The sequence below is a fragment of the Streptomyces sp. TLI_171 genome (assembly GCF_003610255.1).
Classification (GTDB): Bacteria; Actinomycetota; Actinomycetes; order Streptomycetales; family Streptomycetaceae; genus Kitasatospora.
On record NZ_RAPS01000001.1, the window covers coordinates 4,459,577 to 4,475,339 of the forward strand.

Genomic DNA, 15,763 nt, shown 5'->3' on the forward strand with positions numbered 1-15,763 from the left:
GATGTCGCTAGAGATGCAGACCTGGCTCCGCACCGCCGGAACCCCGGGCCCCGACGCCCCGAAGACCGCCCTGCTGCCCGGCCTCCCCGGCGCCGACGACCGGCTGCGCGCCGTGATCGCCGCCGCCGCGAGTTTCGAGGAACGCGCCGCCGCCCGCGACGACGGGCAGGCCCTGTTCGCCCCGGACCCGGCCGAGGACCGCCGCAGCCGCGCCGCCGCCGTGGAGACCTGGCTGCGCCGAGCCGCCGGCGACCAGAGCTCCGCCGGGGTGCTGCTGGACCACCTCGCGGAGACCGGCCGCCCGCTCGGCGAGGGCCTGCGCCGGGTCCGGCTGGCCGACCCGGCGAAGCTGCCGTCCTGGGCGTACCCGCTGGCGGTGTTCCTGCGGGCGCAGAGCGCCGAGCCGGCCACCGGCCCGGGCGCGATCGCCGCCGGGTTCGCCGCCGCCGCGGACGCGCTGCTGCCCACCGGCCCCGGCACCGTGCTCGGCGTCCCGGTCACCGCGAAGGGCCGCGCCGACGTGGTGGGCACGCTGACCGGCCGGCTGGTCGAGGTCGCCAACCTGACGCTCTGCCAGGAGTTCCAGCTGGCCACCGGGCGCCCCCGGGCCACCGCCTGGGACGCCGAGGGCGGCCCGGACGCCTCCACCGCGGGCTGGCTGGCCCGGCTGGAGCGGCTGCCCGCGCTGGCCTACCTGATCGGCACGGTCTGCCGGCAGTGGCAGGAGATGTACACCGAGATGTTCGCCCGGCTCGCCGCCGACCGGGCCGGCCTGGTCGAGGAGATGTGGGGCGGCGTCGACCCGGGCGCGCTCGACTCGGTGCACGGCGACGCGGGCGACCGGCACGCCCAGGGCCGCTCGGTGGCGCTGCTGCGCTTCGAGAACGGCGCGGGCGTGGTCTACAAGCCCAAGGACATGCGGCACGCCACCGCCTTCCTCGGCCTGGTCGAGCGCCTCAACCGGGAACTGAGCCTGGACCTGCCGCTGCGCACCGTGCTGATCCGCTCCGACCGCGGCGACGACGGCCACGGCGCCTCGCTGAGCACCGACTGCTCCGGCGACTACGGCTGGGAGGAGCTGGTCCCGTCCCGCCCCTGCACCGACCGGGCCGGCTTCGCCCGGTTCTACCGCCGCCTGGGCATGACGATCCGGCTGGTGCAGCTGCTGGAGGGCCGCGACCTGTGGGCCGACAACCTGCTGGCCGACGGCGAGCACCCCGTCCTGATCGACCTGGAGTGCCTGCTCTACCCGCGCGTCCAGGCCCCGCCGGTCCTGACGGAGGGCCAGCGCGGCCTGCTGGACGAGCTGGAGACCACCGTGGTGCGCACCGCGATGGCCTTCCAGGCGTGGACCCCGGCCGGACGCACCGACGCCCTCGACATCGGCTGCCTGTCCCGGGTCGGCAGCCTGGAGACCTCCCCCGGCGTGCCCGCCCTGCCGCTGCCCGCCTACCGCCCGGTGCACCACGGGCAGCCGGCCGACCCGTGGCAGTACACCGAGGAGGTGGTCGACGGCTACCGCGAGATGCACGCGGCCCTGCACCGGCTGCGCGGCGAACTCGCCGACCCCGAAGGTCCGCTGAGCGGGTTCCGGGGCATCTGGGTGCGCTACATCTGGCGCCACACCTGGGACGGCTACAAGATCCTGCGGGCCTCCACCAGCCCGCTCGCCCTGGACGACGGCGCGACTCGGGAGACCGTCATCGCCGGTGCGCTGCGCGGCGCCGTCACCGCCCGCGCGGGCGACGCCGCCCGCGGCGACCTGCTGGAGGTGGTGCTCGCCGAACTCGACTCGTTCCGCTCCTTCGACATCCCGTTCTTCCGCTCGCTGACCACCTCCTCCTCGGTGTTCACCGCCGACGGCAGGGAGATCCCCGGGCACTTCCAGTCCACCGGCTGGGAGCGCCTGCAACAGCGGGTCGCCGAACTCGACGGCTTCGACCTGGAGGGGCACGTCGCGGTGCTGTCCGGCTGCACGGACGCCGCCCGGGCCGGCGCCGAGCAGCCCCCGGCGAAGCCGCTCCGGCCGCTCCGCGCGGCCGAACCGCCCGCCTCCGACGAGCTGCTCTCCGCCGCCACGGCGCTCGGCGACCGCATCCTCGCCGACCGGCGCCCCACGGGCTGGCTCGGCCAGAGCTGGTACCCGGGCACCGGCCTGCGGCAGGTCGAGGCGCTCGGCCCCGACCTGACCTCCGGCACCCTCGGCATCGCCCTGCTGCTCGCCGAACTCTGGTCCGCCACCGGCGAACCCCGCTTCCACCGGGCCGCGCACCGTCTGCTCGCCGAGGCCGCCGCACTGATCGACCCGAAGGAGCCGATGGCCTTCGCCTTCGCCGGGGACTCCCGACTGGCCTCCGGCGCGCCCGTCCCCGGCGGCTTCTTCGGCCCCGGTGCGATCATCCACGGCCTGGCCCGCGGCGGACTGCTGCTCGGCGAGGCGGACTTCCTCACCGCCGCGCAGTCGCTGGTGCCCGGCGCTATGTCGGTCGCCGAGTCCGCCTCCAACCGGCCCGGCCGCCCGGTGCGGATCCCGCACGCCGACGTCCCGCTCGGCACCGCGGGCCTGCTGCTGAACCTGCTGCGGCTGCGCCGCGCCGCGGGCGGCAGCCACGGCGACACCGACCAGGCGATCCGCACCCTCGCGGCCACCGCGGTCGACCAACTCGCCGACGAGCAAACCCCGTTCGACTTCCTGGAGCTCGTCCCCGGCGGCGCCGACTCGATCGCCGCCGCGCTCGCCCGCACCCTCGCCGAAGCCCCCGCCCTGCTGGCCGACCCCACGGACGTCCGGGACCGGCTGCGCGCCCACCGCTTCGCCACCGGCACCCCCTCCGGCCGTCTCGCCTGCCTCGACACCGCGGTCTCGCTCGGCGCCGACGCCGTCGACCAGGCCGACCTCGGCGCCCTCGCGCCGCCGGTGACCGGCCCCGAACTCGCCGCCCTCACCGGCCGCGCGCTGCTCTCCGCCGCCACCGAGGCGCTCACCGCCGCCGAGGCCGGACTCGTCCACACCCTGCCGGAAGGCGCCGAGGCCCTGCTGGACGGCCCGTTCTACGACGGCCGCGAGGCCGCCGCCCTGATGGTCCGCGAACTGCTCACCCGCCACCGCCTGCACGGCACCTGGTTCCCGGACCGGGCCGCGCACGACGCCGTCAACCTCGGCGCGCTGGACGGCACCGTCGCCGTCGGCCTGCTGCTGCTGCGCCTGCACGACGCCTCCGCCGCCCCGCTCGCCACCCTGCGCTGACCGCGCGCCGCTTCGAGGAGTACCCCGCCATGTCCGAACTCATCGGCTTCAAACGCCACTTCACTCCGTACGTGGTCGACGGCGAGGCCGTCTACCTGGTCTCCGAGCGCGGCGTCTCGGTGGTCGACGGCAAGCTCGCCCAGGCCCTCGCCCCGCTGCTGGACGGCACCCGCACCGCCGAGCAGATCGGCGCCGCGCTGGCCGGCACCGTGCCCGCCGACAAGGTCGACGCGGGCGTCGACAAGCTCCGGGCCGGCGGCTGGGTGACCGCCGCCGACCCCGCCACCGACCGCCCCGGCGCGGCCTTCTTCGAGATGGCCGGGCAGGACGGCGACGCGGCGATGGCCGCGCTGCGCGGCTCCACCGTCCGGATCGAGGTGTACGGCGAGCTGGACACCGCGCCGTTCCTGGCCGCGCTGGCCGCCGCCGGGGTGACGGTCGATCAGGACGCCGCGTTCACCGTCGCCCTCACCGAGGACTACCTGCACCCGGGCCTGGCCGAGCGCAACCGCCGGGCGCTCGCCGACGGTCGGCCCTGGCTGCTGGCCCGCCCGGTCGGCTCGATCGTCTGGGTCGGCCCGGTGTTCAGCCCGGACGAGCCCGGCGCCGACGCCGCCGGCTCGGGCTGCTGGGAGTGCCTGGCGCACCGGCTGTCCGCCAACCGGCAGTCGCTCAGCTACCTGCAGCACCGCCTCGGCCAGGACGAGCCGATCTCCACCGCCGGCGCCCACCTGCCCGCCACCCTGGCGCTCGGCACCCAGCTGGCCGCCCTGGAGACCGCCAAGTGGCTGGCCGGCGCCCGCCCGCCGCAGCCCGCCGTCACCACCCTGGACACCGTGCTGCTGGACAGTGAGAAGCACGTCCTGGTGCGCCGCCCGCAGTGCCCGTCCTGCGGCGACGACGCGATGATGACGCGCCGCCAGCTGGCGCCCGTCGCCTTCGAGTCCCGGCCCAAGGCGTTCACCGCCGACGGCGGCCACCGCTCCGCCTCGCCCGAGGACATGCTGGAGAAGTACCGCCCCCAGCTGAGCCCGATCACCGGCGTGGTCACCACCCTGGTGCCCGCCGCCCGCACCCCCACCGGCCTGCGGGTCTACGTCTCCGGCCAGAACCTGTCCCGGCAGAGCGGCGACCTCAAGCAGCTGCGCACCGGCCTGCGCTCGGTCTCCTGCGGCAAGGGCCGCACCGACGTGCAGGCCCGGGCCTCCGCGCTCGGCGAGGCGATGGAGCGCTTCTCCGGCGTCTTCCAGGGCGACGAGGCCCGCCGCACCGCCACCTTCGCCGAGCTCGGCGACGCCGCGATCCACCCCGAGCGCACCCTGCTCTACAGCGCCAGGCAGTACGCCGAGCGCGACCGCTGGAACGTCAAGCAGTCGATGTTCAACGTCGTCCCCGTCCCGTTCCGCACCGACGACGCCATCGAGTGGTCGCCGGCCTGGTCGCTGACCGAGCAGCGGCACCGCTGGCTGCCCACCCAGGCGATGTACTACGGCTACAGGCACAGCGGCCGGTTCTACGCCGCCGGCGACTCCAACGGCTGCGCCGCCGGCACCTCCTTCGAGGACGCGGTGCTGCAGGGCTTCCTGGAACTGGTCGAACGCGACGCGGTCGCGCTCTGGTGGTACAACCGCGTGCAGCGGCCCGCCGTCGACCTGGACGCCTTCGGCGACCCGTACATCGACCAGCTCCGCGAGGTCTACCGCGGCCTGCGCCGGGAGATCTGGGCGCTCGACCTGACCGCCGACTTCGGCATCCCGGTGGTCGGCGCGTTCTCCCGCCGCACCGACGCCGCCCCGGGCTCGGGCGCCAACGAGGACGTGCTGATCGCCTTCGGCGCGCACCTCGACCCGCACATCGCGCTCACCCGCGCCCTCACCGAGATGAACCAGTTCCTCGGCCCGGTGGCCGGTGACGAGCACGGCCGGGTGAACTACGCCGGCGCCGACCCCGAGCAGAAGGCCTGGTGGACCACTGCCACGGTGGCCAACCAGCCCTACCTGCTGCCCGACCCGAACGCCCCCCGCTCCACTCCCGCCAGCTGGCTCCCGCTCGCCGGGGCCGACCTCGCCGACGACCTGGCGCTGGTCCAGAAGATCGTCGAGGACCACGGCATGGAGTTCCTGGTCGCCGACCAGACCCGCCCCGACGTGGGGCTCCCCGTCGCCCGGGTGATCGTCCCCGGCATGCGGCACTTCTGGGCCAGGTTCGCGCCCGGCCGGCTCTACGACGTCCCCGTCCGGCTGGGCTGGCTGGACGCCCCGACCCCGGAGAGCGAGCTCAACCCGATCCCGATCTTCATCTGACCGACGCGCGGGGCAGCCGGGCCCGGCTGCCCCGCCCACCCGGGGAGGTACCCATGACCGTCATCGAACACCTGCCACCCGCCCCCACCGCAGGGGGCCACCACCCGCTCCGCCGCCTGCTCCGGCTGCGCCCCGAGGTCGAGGTCACCGCCCAGGGCGGCGACGTCGAACTCGCCCACCCGTGGGGCCGCCAGCGCGTCCACGCGCTCGGCGAGCGCACCGTCGCCGCGCTGCTCGACCTCACCCGCACCGACGCCGACCTGGACGTGCTGGTGCTCGACCAGGTCCGGCTGCTGAAGCTGCTCGAACGCTTCCCGTACCTGGTCACCACCACCGTCGCCGACCAGCTCGGCACCCCGCTGGCCACCGCCGTCCCGATCGCCCGCGCCGCCGCCCTGCCCGGCTTCGCCCGCCCCACCGGCCCGCTGGTGCTGTCCCGGTTCGCCTACCTGCGCCGGCTGCCCGAGGGCAACGGCGAGTCCTGCGTCCTCGAATCGCCGATGGCGCCGTTCCGTCTCACCCTCCACCAGGCCTCCGCCGGGGCCTTCGTGGCGGCGCTCAGCACCTCCCGCACCGCCGCGGAGGCCGCGCTGCTGGCCGGGATGTCCACCGGCGAGGGCGAGGCGCTGGCCGGACTGCTGGCCGGCGGCGGGTTCCTGGACGCCGGCAGCGGCGCCGAGGCCCCGCTGTGGGACTTCCACGACCTGCTGTTCCACTCCCGCAGCCGCCCCGGCCGGCACGACTACCCGACCGGCGGCGTCTTCGCCCACCAGGACGTGCGCCAGCTGCCCGCCGTCTCCACCGCCGGGGCCCGCGAGGAGGGCGAGGGCATCGACCTGCCGGTGCCGGACTGGGACACCGTGGTCGCCCGCGACCCCGCGCTCAGCGAGGTCCTCGAAGGCCGCCGCTCGGTCCGCTCCTACGCCGACACCCCGGTGACGGTCGAGCAGCTCGCCGAACTGCTCTACCGGGTGGCCCGGGTCCGCCGCGTCATCCCCGGCGACCCCGCCGACCCGCACGGCTACGACGGCGTCGAGCGCCCCTACCCGGCCGGCGGCGCCACCGGCGAACTGGAGGTCTACCTCTCGGTGGTCAAGTGCGTCGGCCTGGAGCCCGGCGTCTACCGGTACGACGCCGCCGCCCACCGGCTGCGCCCGCGCCCGTTCCAGCACCCCGGCGAGGAGGCCGCGTTCAGCGAACTCGTCACCGCCGCCTGGCGGGCCACCGCCTGCACCGTCGACCCGCAGGTGCTGCTGACCGTCACCAGCCGGTTCGGCCGGCTGTCCTGGAAGTACAGCCAGATCGCCTACGCACTGACCCTCAAGCACGTCGGCGTGCTCTACCAGACGCTGTACCTGGTGGCCACCGCCATGGGCCTGGCCCCCTGCGGCCTCGGCTCCGGCGACACCGACGCCGCGGCCCGCGCCCTCGGCCTCGACTGGACCGCGGAGTCCTCCGTCGGCGAGTTCCTGATCGGCAGCCGCCCGGCCGGAGTGCCGCGCACCGCGCACGGCTTCGCCGACGTGGTGGAGGCCGCCCGGGCCGGAACGGGGTTCGGCGAGAACTTCTCCTGAGACACGCACGCAGGCACGCCTTCGACCCGTCAGCGGGAATCTGACGGGTCGTTGGCGAGCCTTGCGACAACAGTCCTGCGACGGGAACGGCTTGCGACGGACCGGCTTGCGGTGAGGGTCTACAGCCAGCCGCACTCGCGGGCGATCCGGATCGCGTCGCAGCGGTTCCTGGCCCGGGTCTTGGCGATCGCCGCCGAGACGTAGTTGCGCACCGTCCCCGGTGAGAGCGACAGCGCCGCAGCCGCCTCCCGCACCGTCGCGCCCTCGGCGATCTCGCCGAGCACCGCCAGCTCGCGGCGGCTCAGCGGGCTGCCCTGGCCGCCGGCGCGGACCACGTCCAGCACCAGCCGCGGGTCGTACACCCGCCCGCCGCGGGCGAGTTCGCGCACCGCCGCGATCAGCGCCGGCGCCTGCACGTCCTTCAGCAGCACCCCGGCCGCGCCCTCCACCAGGGCCCGCCGCAGCTCCGCGGTCCGCGGCAGGGCCGGCACCAGCAGCAGCACCGCCGTGCCCGGCGACGCCTGCTGCACGCGCTGCGCCGCCGCCGGACCGTCCGGCTGCTCCGGGGCCAGGCCGAGCACCGCCACCGCGGGCCGCACCCGCGGGGCCGCCGCCGCGGCCTCCTCGCCGCCGGCCGCCTCGGCGACCACCGCGAGGTCCTCCTCCCGGTCCAGCAGGGCCCCCAGGCCCGAGCGGAACAGGTGGTGCCCGTCGGACAGCAGCACCTTGGTCGGGCTCGCCGCCACTGCCGCGGCGAGCGGGAACTGGTGGGGCAGGGCCCGCTGCACCAGCGGGCGTTCCAGTGCGGTGGTCATCCGCGCACCTCCCCGGGTCGCGTGGGTTCTGTGGTCTCGGTTCGGTCAGCCCCAGCCCCAGGTGTCCGAGTGCGGGGGCTCCGTCGAGGTCGGGCTGCCGGACGGCGCCGGGCTGGGCGGCACGCTCGGGCCGACCACGACCGCGTTGGCGTCGGCCGGCTGCTGCGGGCCGTCCACCGTGGTTCCGTCGGCCGTGACCACCGCGCCGGGCCGGGCCGGCCCGGCCAGTTCCGCAGCGGTGGCGACCCCGCCCACCGCCAGCGCACCGACAACGGCAATCGCGACAAATCGGATGTTCAGCGCCATGGGAGTGCCCGATCCTCTCAAGTTTCGGCTGAGCCCCGGGCTGCCACCGGGGCGGTGTGGTGATGCAGCGTCAGGCGATCCGGTCCGATCCGCGTCCCCCGCCGGGGGCTGCTCCCGCGGTCTCGCACCGCCGTCCTGCCGACAACAACGAGAGTGCTCCCGGTGGCACCCCCCTGTCAGCACCCGGAGCTGGCACCAGGGTGCCGTGACACTCTGAGGCCAGCTCCTGACGGGACCCCGGCGCGGAGCTGTCACTTCCCTGACGCGGCAACTCCTGTGACGTGGCGTCAGCAGAGTGACGGGCGGTGCGCCGTCAGCTCCTGGCCCGGTCCTGCCACAGGCCCAGCGCGATCCACGGATCCGCCTCGCAGCGCGCCACCGTCCAGCCCGCCAGCGGCCCGCCCGGCCCGGCCAGCCCGCCCGCGCCCACCCGCAGCGCCAGCTCCGCCGCCAGCAGCGAGGCCGCCGTCAGGAAGCACACCGCTGCCAGCCCCTCCGGCCGCGACAGCACCCGGGCATGGCACACCCGGGCCCCGTCCAGGGGCAGTCGCAGCAGCGCCGCCCGCACCGGACCGGACCCGACCGTCTCCGCGAGGCCGCCCGGACCGGGCGGCGGAGTGAGCTCCAGACGGATCGCGTACACCCCTCCAGACTGACAAATCCGGGGCCGCGCCGGGTGGTGCGACGGGTGTCAGATCTCCGCCTGGCACGAAGATGACAGTTCCGGGGCACCCTTCACGCTTCACCCAATAGTGCGACAGAATCTCCGCAAGCCAGTTCTATACGTTGCCCGGGCGGCGCTAGTCTGACGCCCGGTCAGTTCGAAGCCGGGGGGCGCAGGCCGCGGCACGGCGCGCTGGAGGTCGACATGGGTAGAGCGACGCTGACGGGCACCGGGCCGATCGTGCCCAGGACCGGCAGGTGATCCCCGGCGGCCCGATCGGGCTCGACGCCTTCGGCGAGGCGGTCTACCGGGCCATGCTGCTGCACCCCGACCTCGACACCGGCGGCCTCGCCAGCCACCTCGACAGCAGCGAACCCGAGGTGTGCGCCGCCCTGGACCGGCTGGCCGACCTCGCCCTCACCCGTCCCACCAGCTGCGGCACCCGCTGGCGGGCCGTCAACCCGGAACGCGGACTCGCCGCCCTGCTCGCCCACCAGGAGGCCGAGGAGGCCCGCCGCCAGCGCGAGGCCGAGCGCAGCCGCGCCGCCATGGCCGGCCTGATCGCCGAGTACGCCAGCCTGCACGCCCCCGGCGAGCAGCGCGGCATCGAGATGCTCTCCAGCCTCGACCAGGTCCGCGACCGGCTGATCCAGCTCGCCTCCGACGCCACCGCCGAGGTGCTCTCCTTCGCCCCCGGCGGCCCGCAGCCCGCCCCCGTGATGGAGGCCAGCCGCACCCTCGACCAGGAGACCCTGGAGCGCGGCGTCCGGATGCGCACCGTCTACCAGGACAGCGTCCGCAACGACCCCGCCACCGTCCAGTACGCCCGCTGGCTGCACGGCCTCGGCGGCGCGGTGCGCACCGCGCCCACCCTGCCGCTGCGGATGATCGTCGTCGACAACGCCACCGCGATCGTCCCGATCGACCCCGAGGACCCGCGCAAGGGCGCCGTCCTGCTGCAGAGCCCCGGCGTGGTCGCCGCCCTCCGCGCCCTGTTCGACCAGGTCTGGGAACACGCCCGCCCGCTCGGCGAGAGCGCCCAGCGCGACCCGCACGGACTCACCGGCCAGGAACGCGAACTGCTCCGCCTGCTCGCCGACGGACTCACCGACGAACGCGCCGGGCAGCGCCTCGGCGTGTCGCTGCGCACCGTCCGCCGCATGATGGCCGACCTGATGGTGCGGATGGACGCCCGCAGCCGGTTCCAGGCCGGCATCCAGGTCGCCGCCCTGGGCTGGCTGGAGGCCGCCGAGGACGCCCCCGCCTGAGCCGGGGCCGCCTCCGGGTCGGGCCTACCGGCGGTGCTTGCCGCTGGTCGCGGCCGGCGCCGGGTACGGGATGCGCAGCTTGCGGGCGAACGGGGCCACCGAGGCGCCCACGCCCAGCGGACGGGCCAGCACGAACAGCGACAGCAGCACCACCAGCGAACCCGCCAGCAGACCCGCCAGGCTGCCGAACAGGCCCTCGCCGAACCGCCCCGCCAGCCAGTGCGCGCCGAGCGCACCCGGCACGCACGCCGCCACCAGGCCCACGTACAGCGCCACCACCCGGCCGCCGTCCAGCCCGCTGCGGGCCGGACCGCGCCGCACCCCCAGGTCCACGGTGGCGTTCGCCCCCGGCGCGAAGGCGTCGGTGCGCAGCACCATCGTCGCGTCCGGTCCGGCGGGCGCCGGAGCGGGCCGCGCGCCGGCCGGAGGAGCGCCCTTGCTCAGCCGGCGGCCCAGCGCGATGCCGGTCACGGCCACCGACACCACCGCGGCCGCGGTGTGCGCCACCGCCATGCCGATCACGATGTACCGCGGCGACAGCGCCTGGTACGCCACCCAGCACAGCGCCGCGTTGGTGCCCGTGGTCACCAGGGTCAGCCAGAACGGCGTCCGGGCGTCGCCCATCGCGTAGAAGCCGCGGGCCAGCGCGTACTGCGCGCAGAACGCCGGCAGGCCGATCGAGAAGGCCATCAGCAGCGCCGACACCACCATCGCGTCGGCGTGCACCGTGCTGCCGGAGCCGTAGCCGTAGGCGGCCATCGCGATCTGCGGGGCCAGCGCCAGGAACAGCACCGCGGCGGTGACGATCATCGCCGCCGAGGAGCGCAGCATCCCGGACAGGTCCTCGCCGATCTTCCGGTAGTCGCCCGCCGTGGCGGCCCGCGACATCCCCGGCAGCAGCGCGGTCACCAGCGAGATGGTGATCACGCCCTGCGGGACCACGAACAGCTGGTAGGCGTTGGCGTAGGCGGCGTAGCCGTGGCCGCCCGCGATGCCGGCCTTCTCGGCCGCCGACCCGGCGCCGGTGCTCAGCGAGGTGATCACCGCGAAGGACAGCTGGGTGGCCACCACCAGCAGCAGCGCCCAGCCCGCCGAGCGCAGCGGGCGGGTCAGGCCCGCGCCGCGCCAGTCGAACCGCGGCCGGTAGCGGAAGCCCGCCTTGCGCAGCGAGGGCAGCAGCGCCGCCGCCTGCACCACGATCCCCAGCGTCGAACCGATGCCCAGCAGCATCGTGTCGCCGGCCGTCACGCTGCCGACCTTGGTGGCGTCGTGCCCGACCACCAGGAAGATCCCGAACACCGCGATCGCCACCACGTTGTTCAGCACCGGCGTCCACATCATCGCGCCGAACCGGTCCCGGGCGTTCAGCACCTGCCCGAGCAGGGTGAACACGCCGTAGAAGAAGATCTGCGGCAGGCAGTACCGGGCGAAGTCGATCGCCAGCTCGCGCTGGGCCGGCTCGAAGTTCGAGTACAGGTCGACGATCTGCGGGGCGAACAGCCAGGCCCCGACGGTCAGCACCACCAGGATCACCCCGCACAGGGTGAGCAGCCGGTCGGTGTACGCGACGCCGCCGTCCCGGTGGGTCTGCATCGCGTGCACCAGCTCCGGCACGAACACCGAGGCCAGTGCACCGCCGATGAGCATCATGTAGACGATGTTCGGCAGCGAGTTCGCGACGTTGAACGCCTCGCCGACCGGGCCGGTGGTCAGCGCCGCCACGATCACCGCGCTGCGCACGAAGCCCAGCGCGCGGGAGGCCAGCGAACCCAGCGCCATGATCAGCCCGTTGCGGGCGGTGGAGGCGGCCGGCTTGCCGGCCTGCTCCGGGGCCTGCTCCTCGCCCGCCCGCGGGTACGGCACCGGCTGCGCCGGGGGCTGCTGCGGCGGCGCCGGGTAGCCGGCCTGGTCGTACGGCGACTGCGCGGGGATCCGGCCGAGCTGGACGGTCGGCGGGTCGTGCGGCGGGTACCCACCGGCCTGCGGCGGGTAGGAACCGCCCGGCCGGGGCGGGTGGCCACCGGGTTGCGGCTGGTACGGGCCGCTCTGCTGCGCGTACGGATCGCTGGGGCCGTCAGCGGTGTGCATGGTCATCGGACCCCCCGTCGATCGGTGCCCGTCCGGCGTTGCGTGGGTGTGTGCGGGAGATCGGTGCTGGTCCGCGCTCCGCCTGCCGGTTGCAGGGTGCATCCAGCCGCAGAAGTCTGCCCCACTTCGGCACCCGATGGGGAGTCGGGTGCCGCCAGGCGCCCCCGCCCGTCCCGGGCGGGCGCCGCCCGGAGGGCCTGCCACGGCTGCCGGGAGACCCGTTTGCGCCCGGAAACACGCGGATTGCCGCCCACGTCCGTTCCCTCCCCCGGAGGACCCGGCGACGGGGTGTGACGTTCCTCACGGACCGTCAGGAGCGGCGCGGATCGCGGTCCGCCGCCGATTCCGCCGACGGCAGCGGCGGCAGCGGCGGGGCCAGCACCCGCTGCACCCGCGGCCTGATCCGCTGCCGCAGCAGCCGGGCGTCCCGGCCCAGCCGGCCGGGAAGCCACAGCTCCACCGCCAGGGTCACCCCGGTCAGCACGACGGCCGCGGCCAGCCAGGCCGCCAGCACGTCGCTCGGCCAGTGCACGCCCAGCGCGATCCTGGTCCAGCCGACGCCCAGCACCGTCACCGCCGCCGCGGTGCCCGCCACCGCCCGCACCGGCCGGTCGGCCCGCGGCCACACCAGTGCCAGCAGCGCCCCGCAGGCCACCGCGGAGGCGATCGCGTGTCCGGACGGGAAGGCTGCGCCGGAGCCGATCGCCACCGGGTCGCCGAAGTGCGGGCGGGCGCGGCCGATCAGCTGCCGACCCGCCGAGCTGACCAGCCAGGCCACCAGCGCCTGCGCCGCCAGCCAGCCCGCCAGCACCCGGGCGCCCAGCGTCCACAGCCACAGCGCGACCACGCCGAGCAGCGTCCGCATCACCCACGGCGCGCCCAGGTCGGCCAGCGTCTGCATGGCCGCCGTCCACACCGGGTGCCGCAGCGAGTAGCGGTGCAGCGCGGCCACCCAGCCCTGGTCGAGCCGGGCCAGCGGCGCCCAGCCCGTCCGCACCAGCACCAGCAGCACCGCGAACAGGGCCGCACCCGACAGCGCGATCCAGGCACAACGGAGCACCCTGCGGCGTTGAACCGGAGAGCGGACCGCGCGCGGGCGGAGGTCGTCGGGCTGGTGCATGACAGACACCTTCCCAGCGGCAGGAGGCGAACCGGCTGTGCGGCGATAGCGATTCCGCATCGGTTGTGCGGACGTGCCGCGAAGGCCCCGCACCGATTCGGTGGCCGCCGGTGGACGCGCGGTGTGCGGATCGCGTCACGCTCCGTGTAACGGCCGGATGAAATTCGGCAGCATACTGCATGGTCATCGGAAAACTGAGCCACTTGGGAATGTTGTCCGATTTCTGTGCGTTGGATCGTTACGTGTGAGCCACGAACGGCCCACACGCAGCGTCAGTGAGGGAGCAAGCATGGCCACCCGTGCCGTCGTACGCGACAGGGCCGATCGGACTCGCACCGCCCGCCCGACCAATCTCGAAGCCGACCGCGACCTGGTCGGCATGTACCTCGACGAGATCGCCAGGACGCCCCTGCTCGACGCCGCCGAGGAAGTCGAGCTGTCCCTGCGCATCGAAGCCGGGGTCTTCGCCCAGCACCTGCTCGACGAGGGCGAGCGGCGCGAGGGCGTCAGCACCGAGGAACTCCGGGCCGTGGCGGACGACGCCGAGCGCGCCAAGGACGTCTTCATCCGCTCCAACCTGCGCCTGGTCGTGGCGGTCGCCCGCCGCTACCCGCGCAGCGGCCTCCCGCTGCTCGACCTGATCCAGGAGGGCAACGCCGGCCTGGTCCGCGCGGTGGAGAAGTTCGACTACTCGAAGGGCTTCAAGTTCTCCACCTACGCGACGTGGTGGATCCGCCAGGCGATCACCCGGTCCATCGCCGACCAGTCCCGCACCATCCGGCTGCCCGTGCACCTGGTCGAGGAGCTCGGCCGGATCCGCCGGGTCCAGCGCGAGAAGGCCAAGGAGCTCGGCCGCGAGCCGGAGCCCGCGGAGATCGCGGCGGAGCTGGACACCAACGAGCAGCGCGTGAAGGACGTGCTGGACTGGGCGCGCGACCCGGTCAGCCTCAACATGTCGGTCGACGACGAGGGCGAGACCCAGTTCGGAGACCTGGTGGAGGACACCGGCGCGGTCTCCCCGGAGGACGCGGTCATGGTGATGCTGCGCCGCGAGGAGCTCGACGACCTGATAGGGCGGCTCGACGACCGCACCGCCTCGATCATCCGCAGCCGCTACGGCATGGAGGACGGCCGGGAGCGCACCCTCACCGAGGTCGGCAAGCAGCACGGCCTGACCAGGGAGCGGATCCGGCAGATCGAGAAGCACGCCCTGGCGGAGCTGAAGAAGATCGCCGACCACGCCGGCTTCGAGGCGGCGTAGTGCGGGCAGGAGCGGCCCCGGGCGCCGTCGGCGGGGCGCCCGGGGGTCCTACAGTGAGTGGCATGGCAGAGCATGACGAGAAGAAGCCCGTGCCCCGACTGGTCTTCAAGGACCCGTTCGAGCAGCAGACCTCCGACGACACCGACCGCGGGTGGGGCGAGTCGGCGGGGAGCGGGGGCTGGACTGGTACCGCAGCCAGCGGCCCCCGCACCACGGGGAGAAGTGAACCGACCGGCAGCGGCCGCGGAGCGGCGGACCTCAGCGGCGGACGAGCGCGTCGCGGATCTCGGTGAGCAGCTCGACCTCCTTCGCCTCGGCCTCCAGGGCCTCCTCCTCCGGTGACTTGCGCTTCTTCATGAAGTGGTTCATCGGCAGGATCAGCAGGAAGTACACGACGGCCGCGGTGATCAGGAAGCTGAGCGCGGCACTGAGCACCGAGCCCCACAGGATGAAGATGCCGGACGTGACGTTCCCGGCGGCGTCGACCGTGCACGGCCCCTTGAGGCAGGAGCTGTAGGACGCCAGGTCCTTGGTGCCGAACAGGCCGACCAGCGGGTTGATCACGCCCTTGACGAACGCGTTGACGACGCCGGTGAAGGCGGCGCCGATGACGACGGCGACGGCCAGGTCCACCACGTTGCCGCGGAGCAGGAATTCCTTGAAGCCTTTCATGCCGCGTCGAACGGCCGCCGCCCGCAAAGGTCACGGGTGAATTCACGGCCCTCCGGTTGACGTGCGGGGGCATTCGGCGCCGCCCGGGGACGGCCCGGCGAGCGGCGGCGGGGCCGGGCGCAGCGGGCCCGAGGTGAGGGCGGCGGCCAGCGCCAGCGAGGCGACGGCGAGCAGGCCCGGCCGGCGGCGGACGGCGTGGCGCAAGCGGTGGCGGCCCCGCGCGGTGCCGCGGATCGGCGGGAAATCGGGGACTTCGCGCCGCGGCGGGACGAGCGCGGCGGGCAGCGGGGGAAGCACGAAGGCGGTCATGGCGGCGGGCCCTTCCGGCGGGAGGCGCGGCCCCGGGCGGGGCCGTGGCAGCCATCCTGCGGCCCGGTCCGGGCGGGCCCGCGCGGTTGTCCCCACCCTGTGGACAACCCGCCCCTGTGGACAACCGACCTCACCC

12 protein-coding genes are annotated in these 15,763 nt (G+C 74.9%); 5 read left to right on the forward strand and 7 right to left on the reverse strand.

Annotated features, from left to right (window positions below; all coding sequences use genetic code 11):
- The first annotated feature begins 1 nt into the window (after nucleotide 1).
- The 3 genes from lanM to BX266_RS20460 are packed head-to-tail and all read left to right on the forward strand — an operon-like array spanning nucleotide 2 to nucleotide 7,124.
- Entirely contained in the window at nucleotides 2–3,247 is a 3,246-nt protein-coding gene (gene lanM / locus BX266_RS20450; protein ID WP_143686972.1) for a type 2 lanthipeptide synthetase LanM, read from the forward strand.
- Nucleotides 3,248–3,276: 29 nt separating this feature from the next.
- The gene (locus tag BX266_RS20455) at nucleotides 3,277–5,550 is read left to right on the forward strand and encodes a TOMM precursor leader peptide-binding protein (RefSeq protein ID WP_099901860.1); all 2,274 of its coding nucleotides are present in this window, start codon (nucleotides 3,277–3,279) and stop codon (nucleotides 5,548–5,550) included.
- A 53-nt stretch (nucleotides 5,551–5,603) separates the two neighbouring features.
- A complete protein-coding gene (locus BX266_RS20460) occupies nucleotides 5,604–7,124 on the forward strand; it encodes a SagB family peptide dehydrogenase (RefSeq protein ID WP_099901861.1) in 1,521 nt (506 codons plus the stop codon).
- Between the two features lie 119 nt (nucleotides 7,125–7,243).
- On the opposite strand, the gene BX266_RS20465 is transcribed toward BX266_RS20460, so the two are convergent.
- From BX266_RS20465 to BX266_RS38740, 3 genes are all read right to left on the reverse strand, one after another.
- A complete protein-coding gene (locus BX266_RS20465; protein WP_099901863.1) occupies nucleotides 7,244–7,939 on the reverse strand; it encodes a response regulator transcription factor in 696 nt (231 codons plus the stop codon).
- A gap of 45 nt (nucleotides 7,940–7,984) precedes the next feature.
- Nucleotides 7,985–8,245 carry a hypothetical protein gene (locus BX266_RS20470; RefSeq protein WP_120314391.1) on the reverse strand — a complete coding sequence of 87 codons (261 nt, stop codon included), beginning with the start codon at nucleotides 8,243–8,245 and terminating at the stop codon, nucleotides 7,985–7,987.
- Nucleotides 8,246–8,558: 313 nt separating this feature from the next.
- Nucleotides 8,559–8,888 carry a hypothetical protein gene (locus BX266_RS38740; protein WP_180290550.1) on the reverse strand — a complete coding sequence of 110 codons (330 nt, stop codon included), beginning with the start codon at nucleotides 8,886–8,888 and terminating at the stop codon, nucleotides 8,559–8,561.
- Between the two features lie 278 nt (nucleotides 8,889–9,166).
- Here BX266_RS38740 and BX266_RS20480 point away from each other — a divergent pair, with 278 nt between their 5' ends.
- Entirely contained in the window at nucleotides 9,167–10,177 is a 1,011-nt protein-coding gene (locus tag BX266_RS20480; protein ID WP_259464774.1) for a LuxR C-terminal-related transcriptional regulator, read from the forward strand.
- 24 nt (nucleotides 10,178–10,201) lie between these two features.
- Here BX266_RS20480 and murJ read toward each other — a convergent pair whose 3' ends face one another.
- Both murJ and BX266_RS20490 read right to left on the reverse strand, forming a co-directional pair.
- Nucleotides 10,202–12,271 carry a murein biosynthesis integral membrane protein MurJ gene (gene murJ / locus BX266_RS20485; RefSeq protein WP_259464775.1) on the reverse strand — a complete coding sequence of 690 codons (2,070 nt, stop codon included), beginning with the start codon at nucleotides 12,269–12,271 and terminating at the stop codon, nucleotides 10,202–10,204.
- Between the two features lie 304 nt (nucleotides 12,272–12,575).
- Nucleotides 12,576–13,385 (reverse strand): phosphatase PAP2 family protein, encoded by an 810-nt coding sequence (locus BX266_RS20490; protein ID WP_180290551.1) that lies wholly within the window; start codon nucleotides 13,383–13,385, stop codon nucleotides 12,576–12,578.
- A gap of 289 nt (nucleotides 13,386–13,674) precedes the next feature.
- Between BX266_RS20490 and BX266_RS20495 the strand changes: the two genes are divergently transcribed.
- Complete coding sequence (locus tag BX266_RS20495) at nucleotides 13,675–14,646, forward strand: RNA polymerase sigma factor RpoD/SigA (RefSeq protein WP_099901869.1); 972 nt, start codon at nucleotides 13,675–13,677, stop codon at nucleotides 14,644–14,646.
- A 258-nt stretch (nucleotides 14,647–14,904) separates the two neighbouring features.
- Here the strand turns inward: BX266_RS20495 and mscL are convergent, their stop codons facing one another.
- Nucleotides 14,905–15,318, reverse strand: coding sequence for a large conductance mechanosensitive channel protein MscL (gene mscL / locus BX266_RS20500; protein WP_099901873.1), 414 nt, complete (start codon nucleotides 15,316–15,318; stop codon nucleotides 14,905–14,907).
- A 42-nt stretch (nucleotides 15,319–15,360) separates the two neighbouring features.
- Nucleotides 15,361–15,627 (reverse strand): hypothetical protein, encoded by a 267-nt coding sequence (locus tag BX266_RS20505; protein ID WP_099901875.1) that lies wholly within the window; start codon nucleotides 15,625–15,627, stop codon nucleotides 15,361–15,363.
- Between the last annotated feature and the right edge of the window lie 136 nt (nucleotides 15,628–15,763).

Coding starts and splice junctions, on each gene's coding strand:
- lanM (WP_143686972.1), top strand. CDS start 2: ATGTCGCTAGAGATGCAGACCTGGCTCCGCACCGCCGGAACCCCGGGC.
- BX266_RS20465 (WP_099901863.1), bottom strand. CDS start 7,939: ATGACCACCGCACTGGAACGCCCGCTGGTGCAGCGGGCCCTGCCCCAC.
- BX266_RS20455 (WP_099901860.1), top strand. CDS start 3,277: ATGTCCGAACTCATCGGCTTCAAACGCCACTTCACTCCGTACGTGGTC.
- BX266_RS20505 (WP_099901875.1), bottom strand. CDS start 15,627: ATGACCGCCTTCGTGCTTCCCCCGCTGCCCGCCGCGCTCGTCCCGCCG.
- BX266_RS20470 (WP_120314391.1), bottom strand. CDS start 8,245: ATGGCGCTGAACATCCGATTTGTCGCGATTGCCGTTGTCGGTGCGCTG.
- mscL (WP_099901873.1), bottom strand. CDS start 15,318: ATGAAAGGCTTCAAGGAATTCCTGCTCCGCGGCAACGTGGTGGACCTG.
- BX266_RS20490 (WP_180290551.1), bottom strand. CDS start 13,385: ATGCACCAGCCCGACGACCTCCGCCCGCGCGCGGTCCGCTCTCCGGTT.
- murJ (WP_259464775.1), bottom strand. CDS start 12,271: ATGACCATGCACACCGCTGACGGCCCCAGCGATCCGTACGCGCAGCAG.
- BX266_RS20495 (WP_099901869.1), top strand. CDS start 13,675: ATGGCCACCCGTGCCGTCGTACGCGACAGGGCCGATCGGACTCGCACC.
- BX266_RS20460 (WP_099901861.1), top strand. CDS start 5,604: ATGACCGTCATCGAACACCTGCCACCCGCCCCCACCGCAGGGGGCCAC.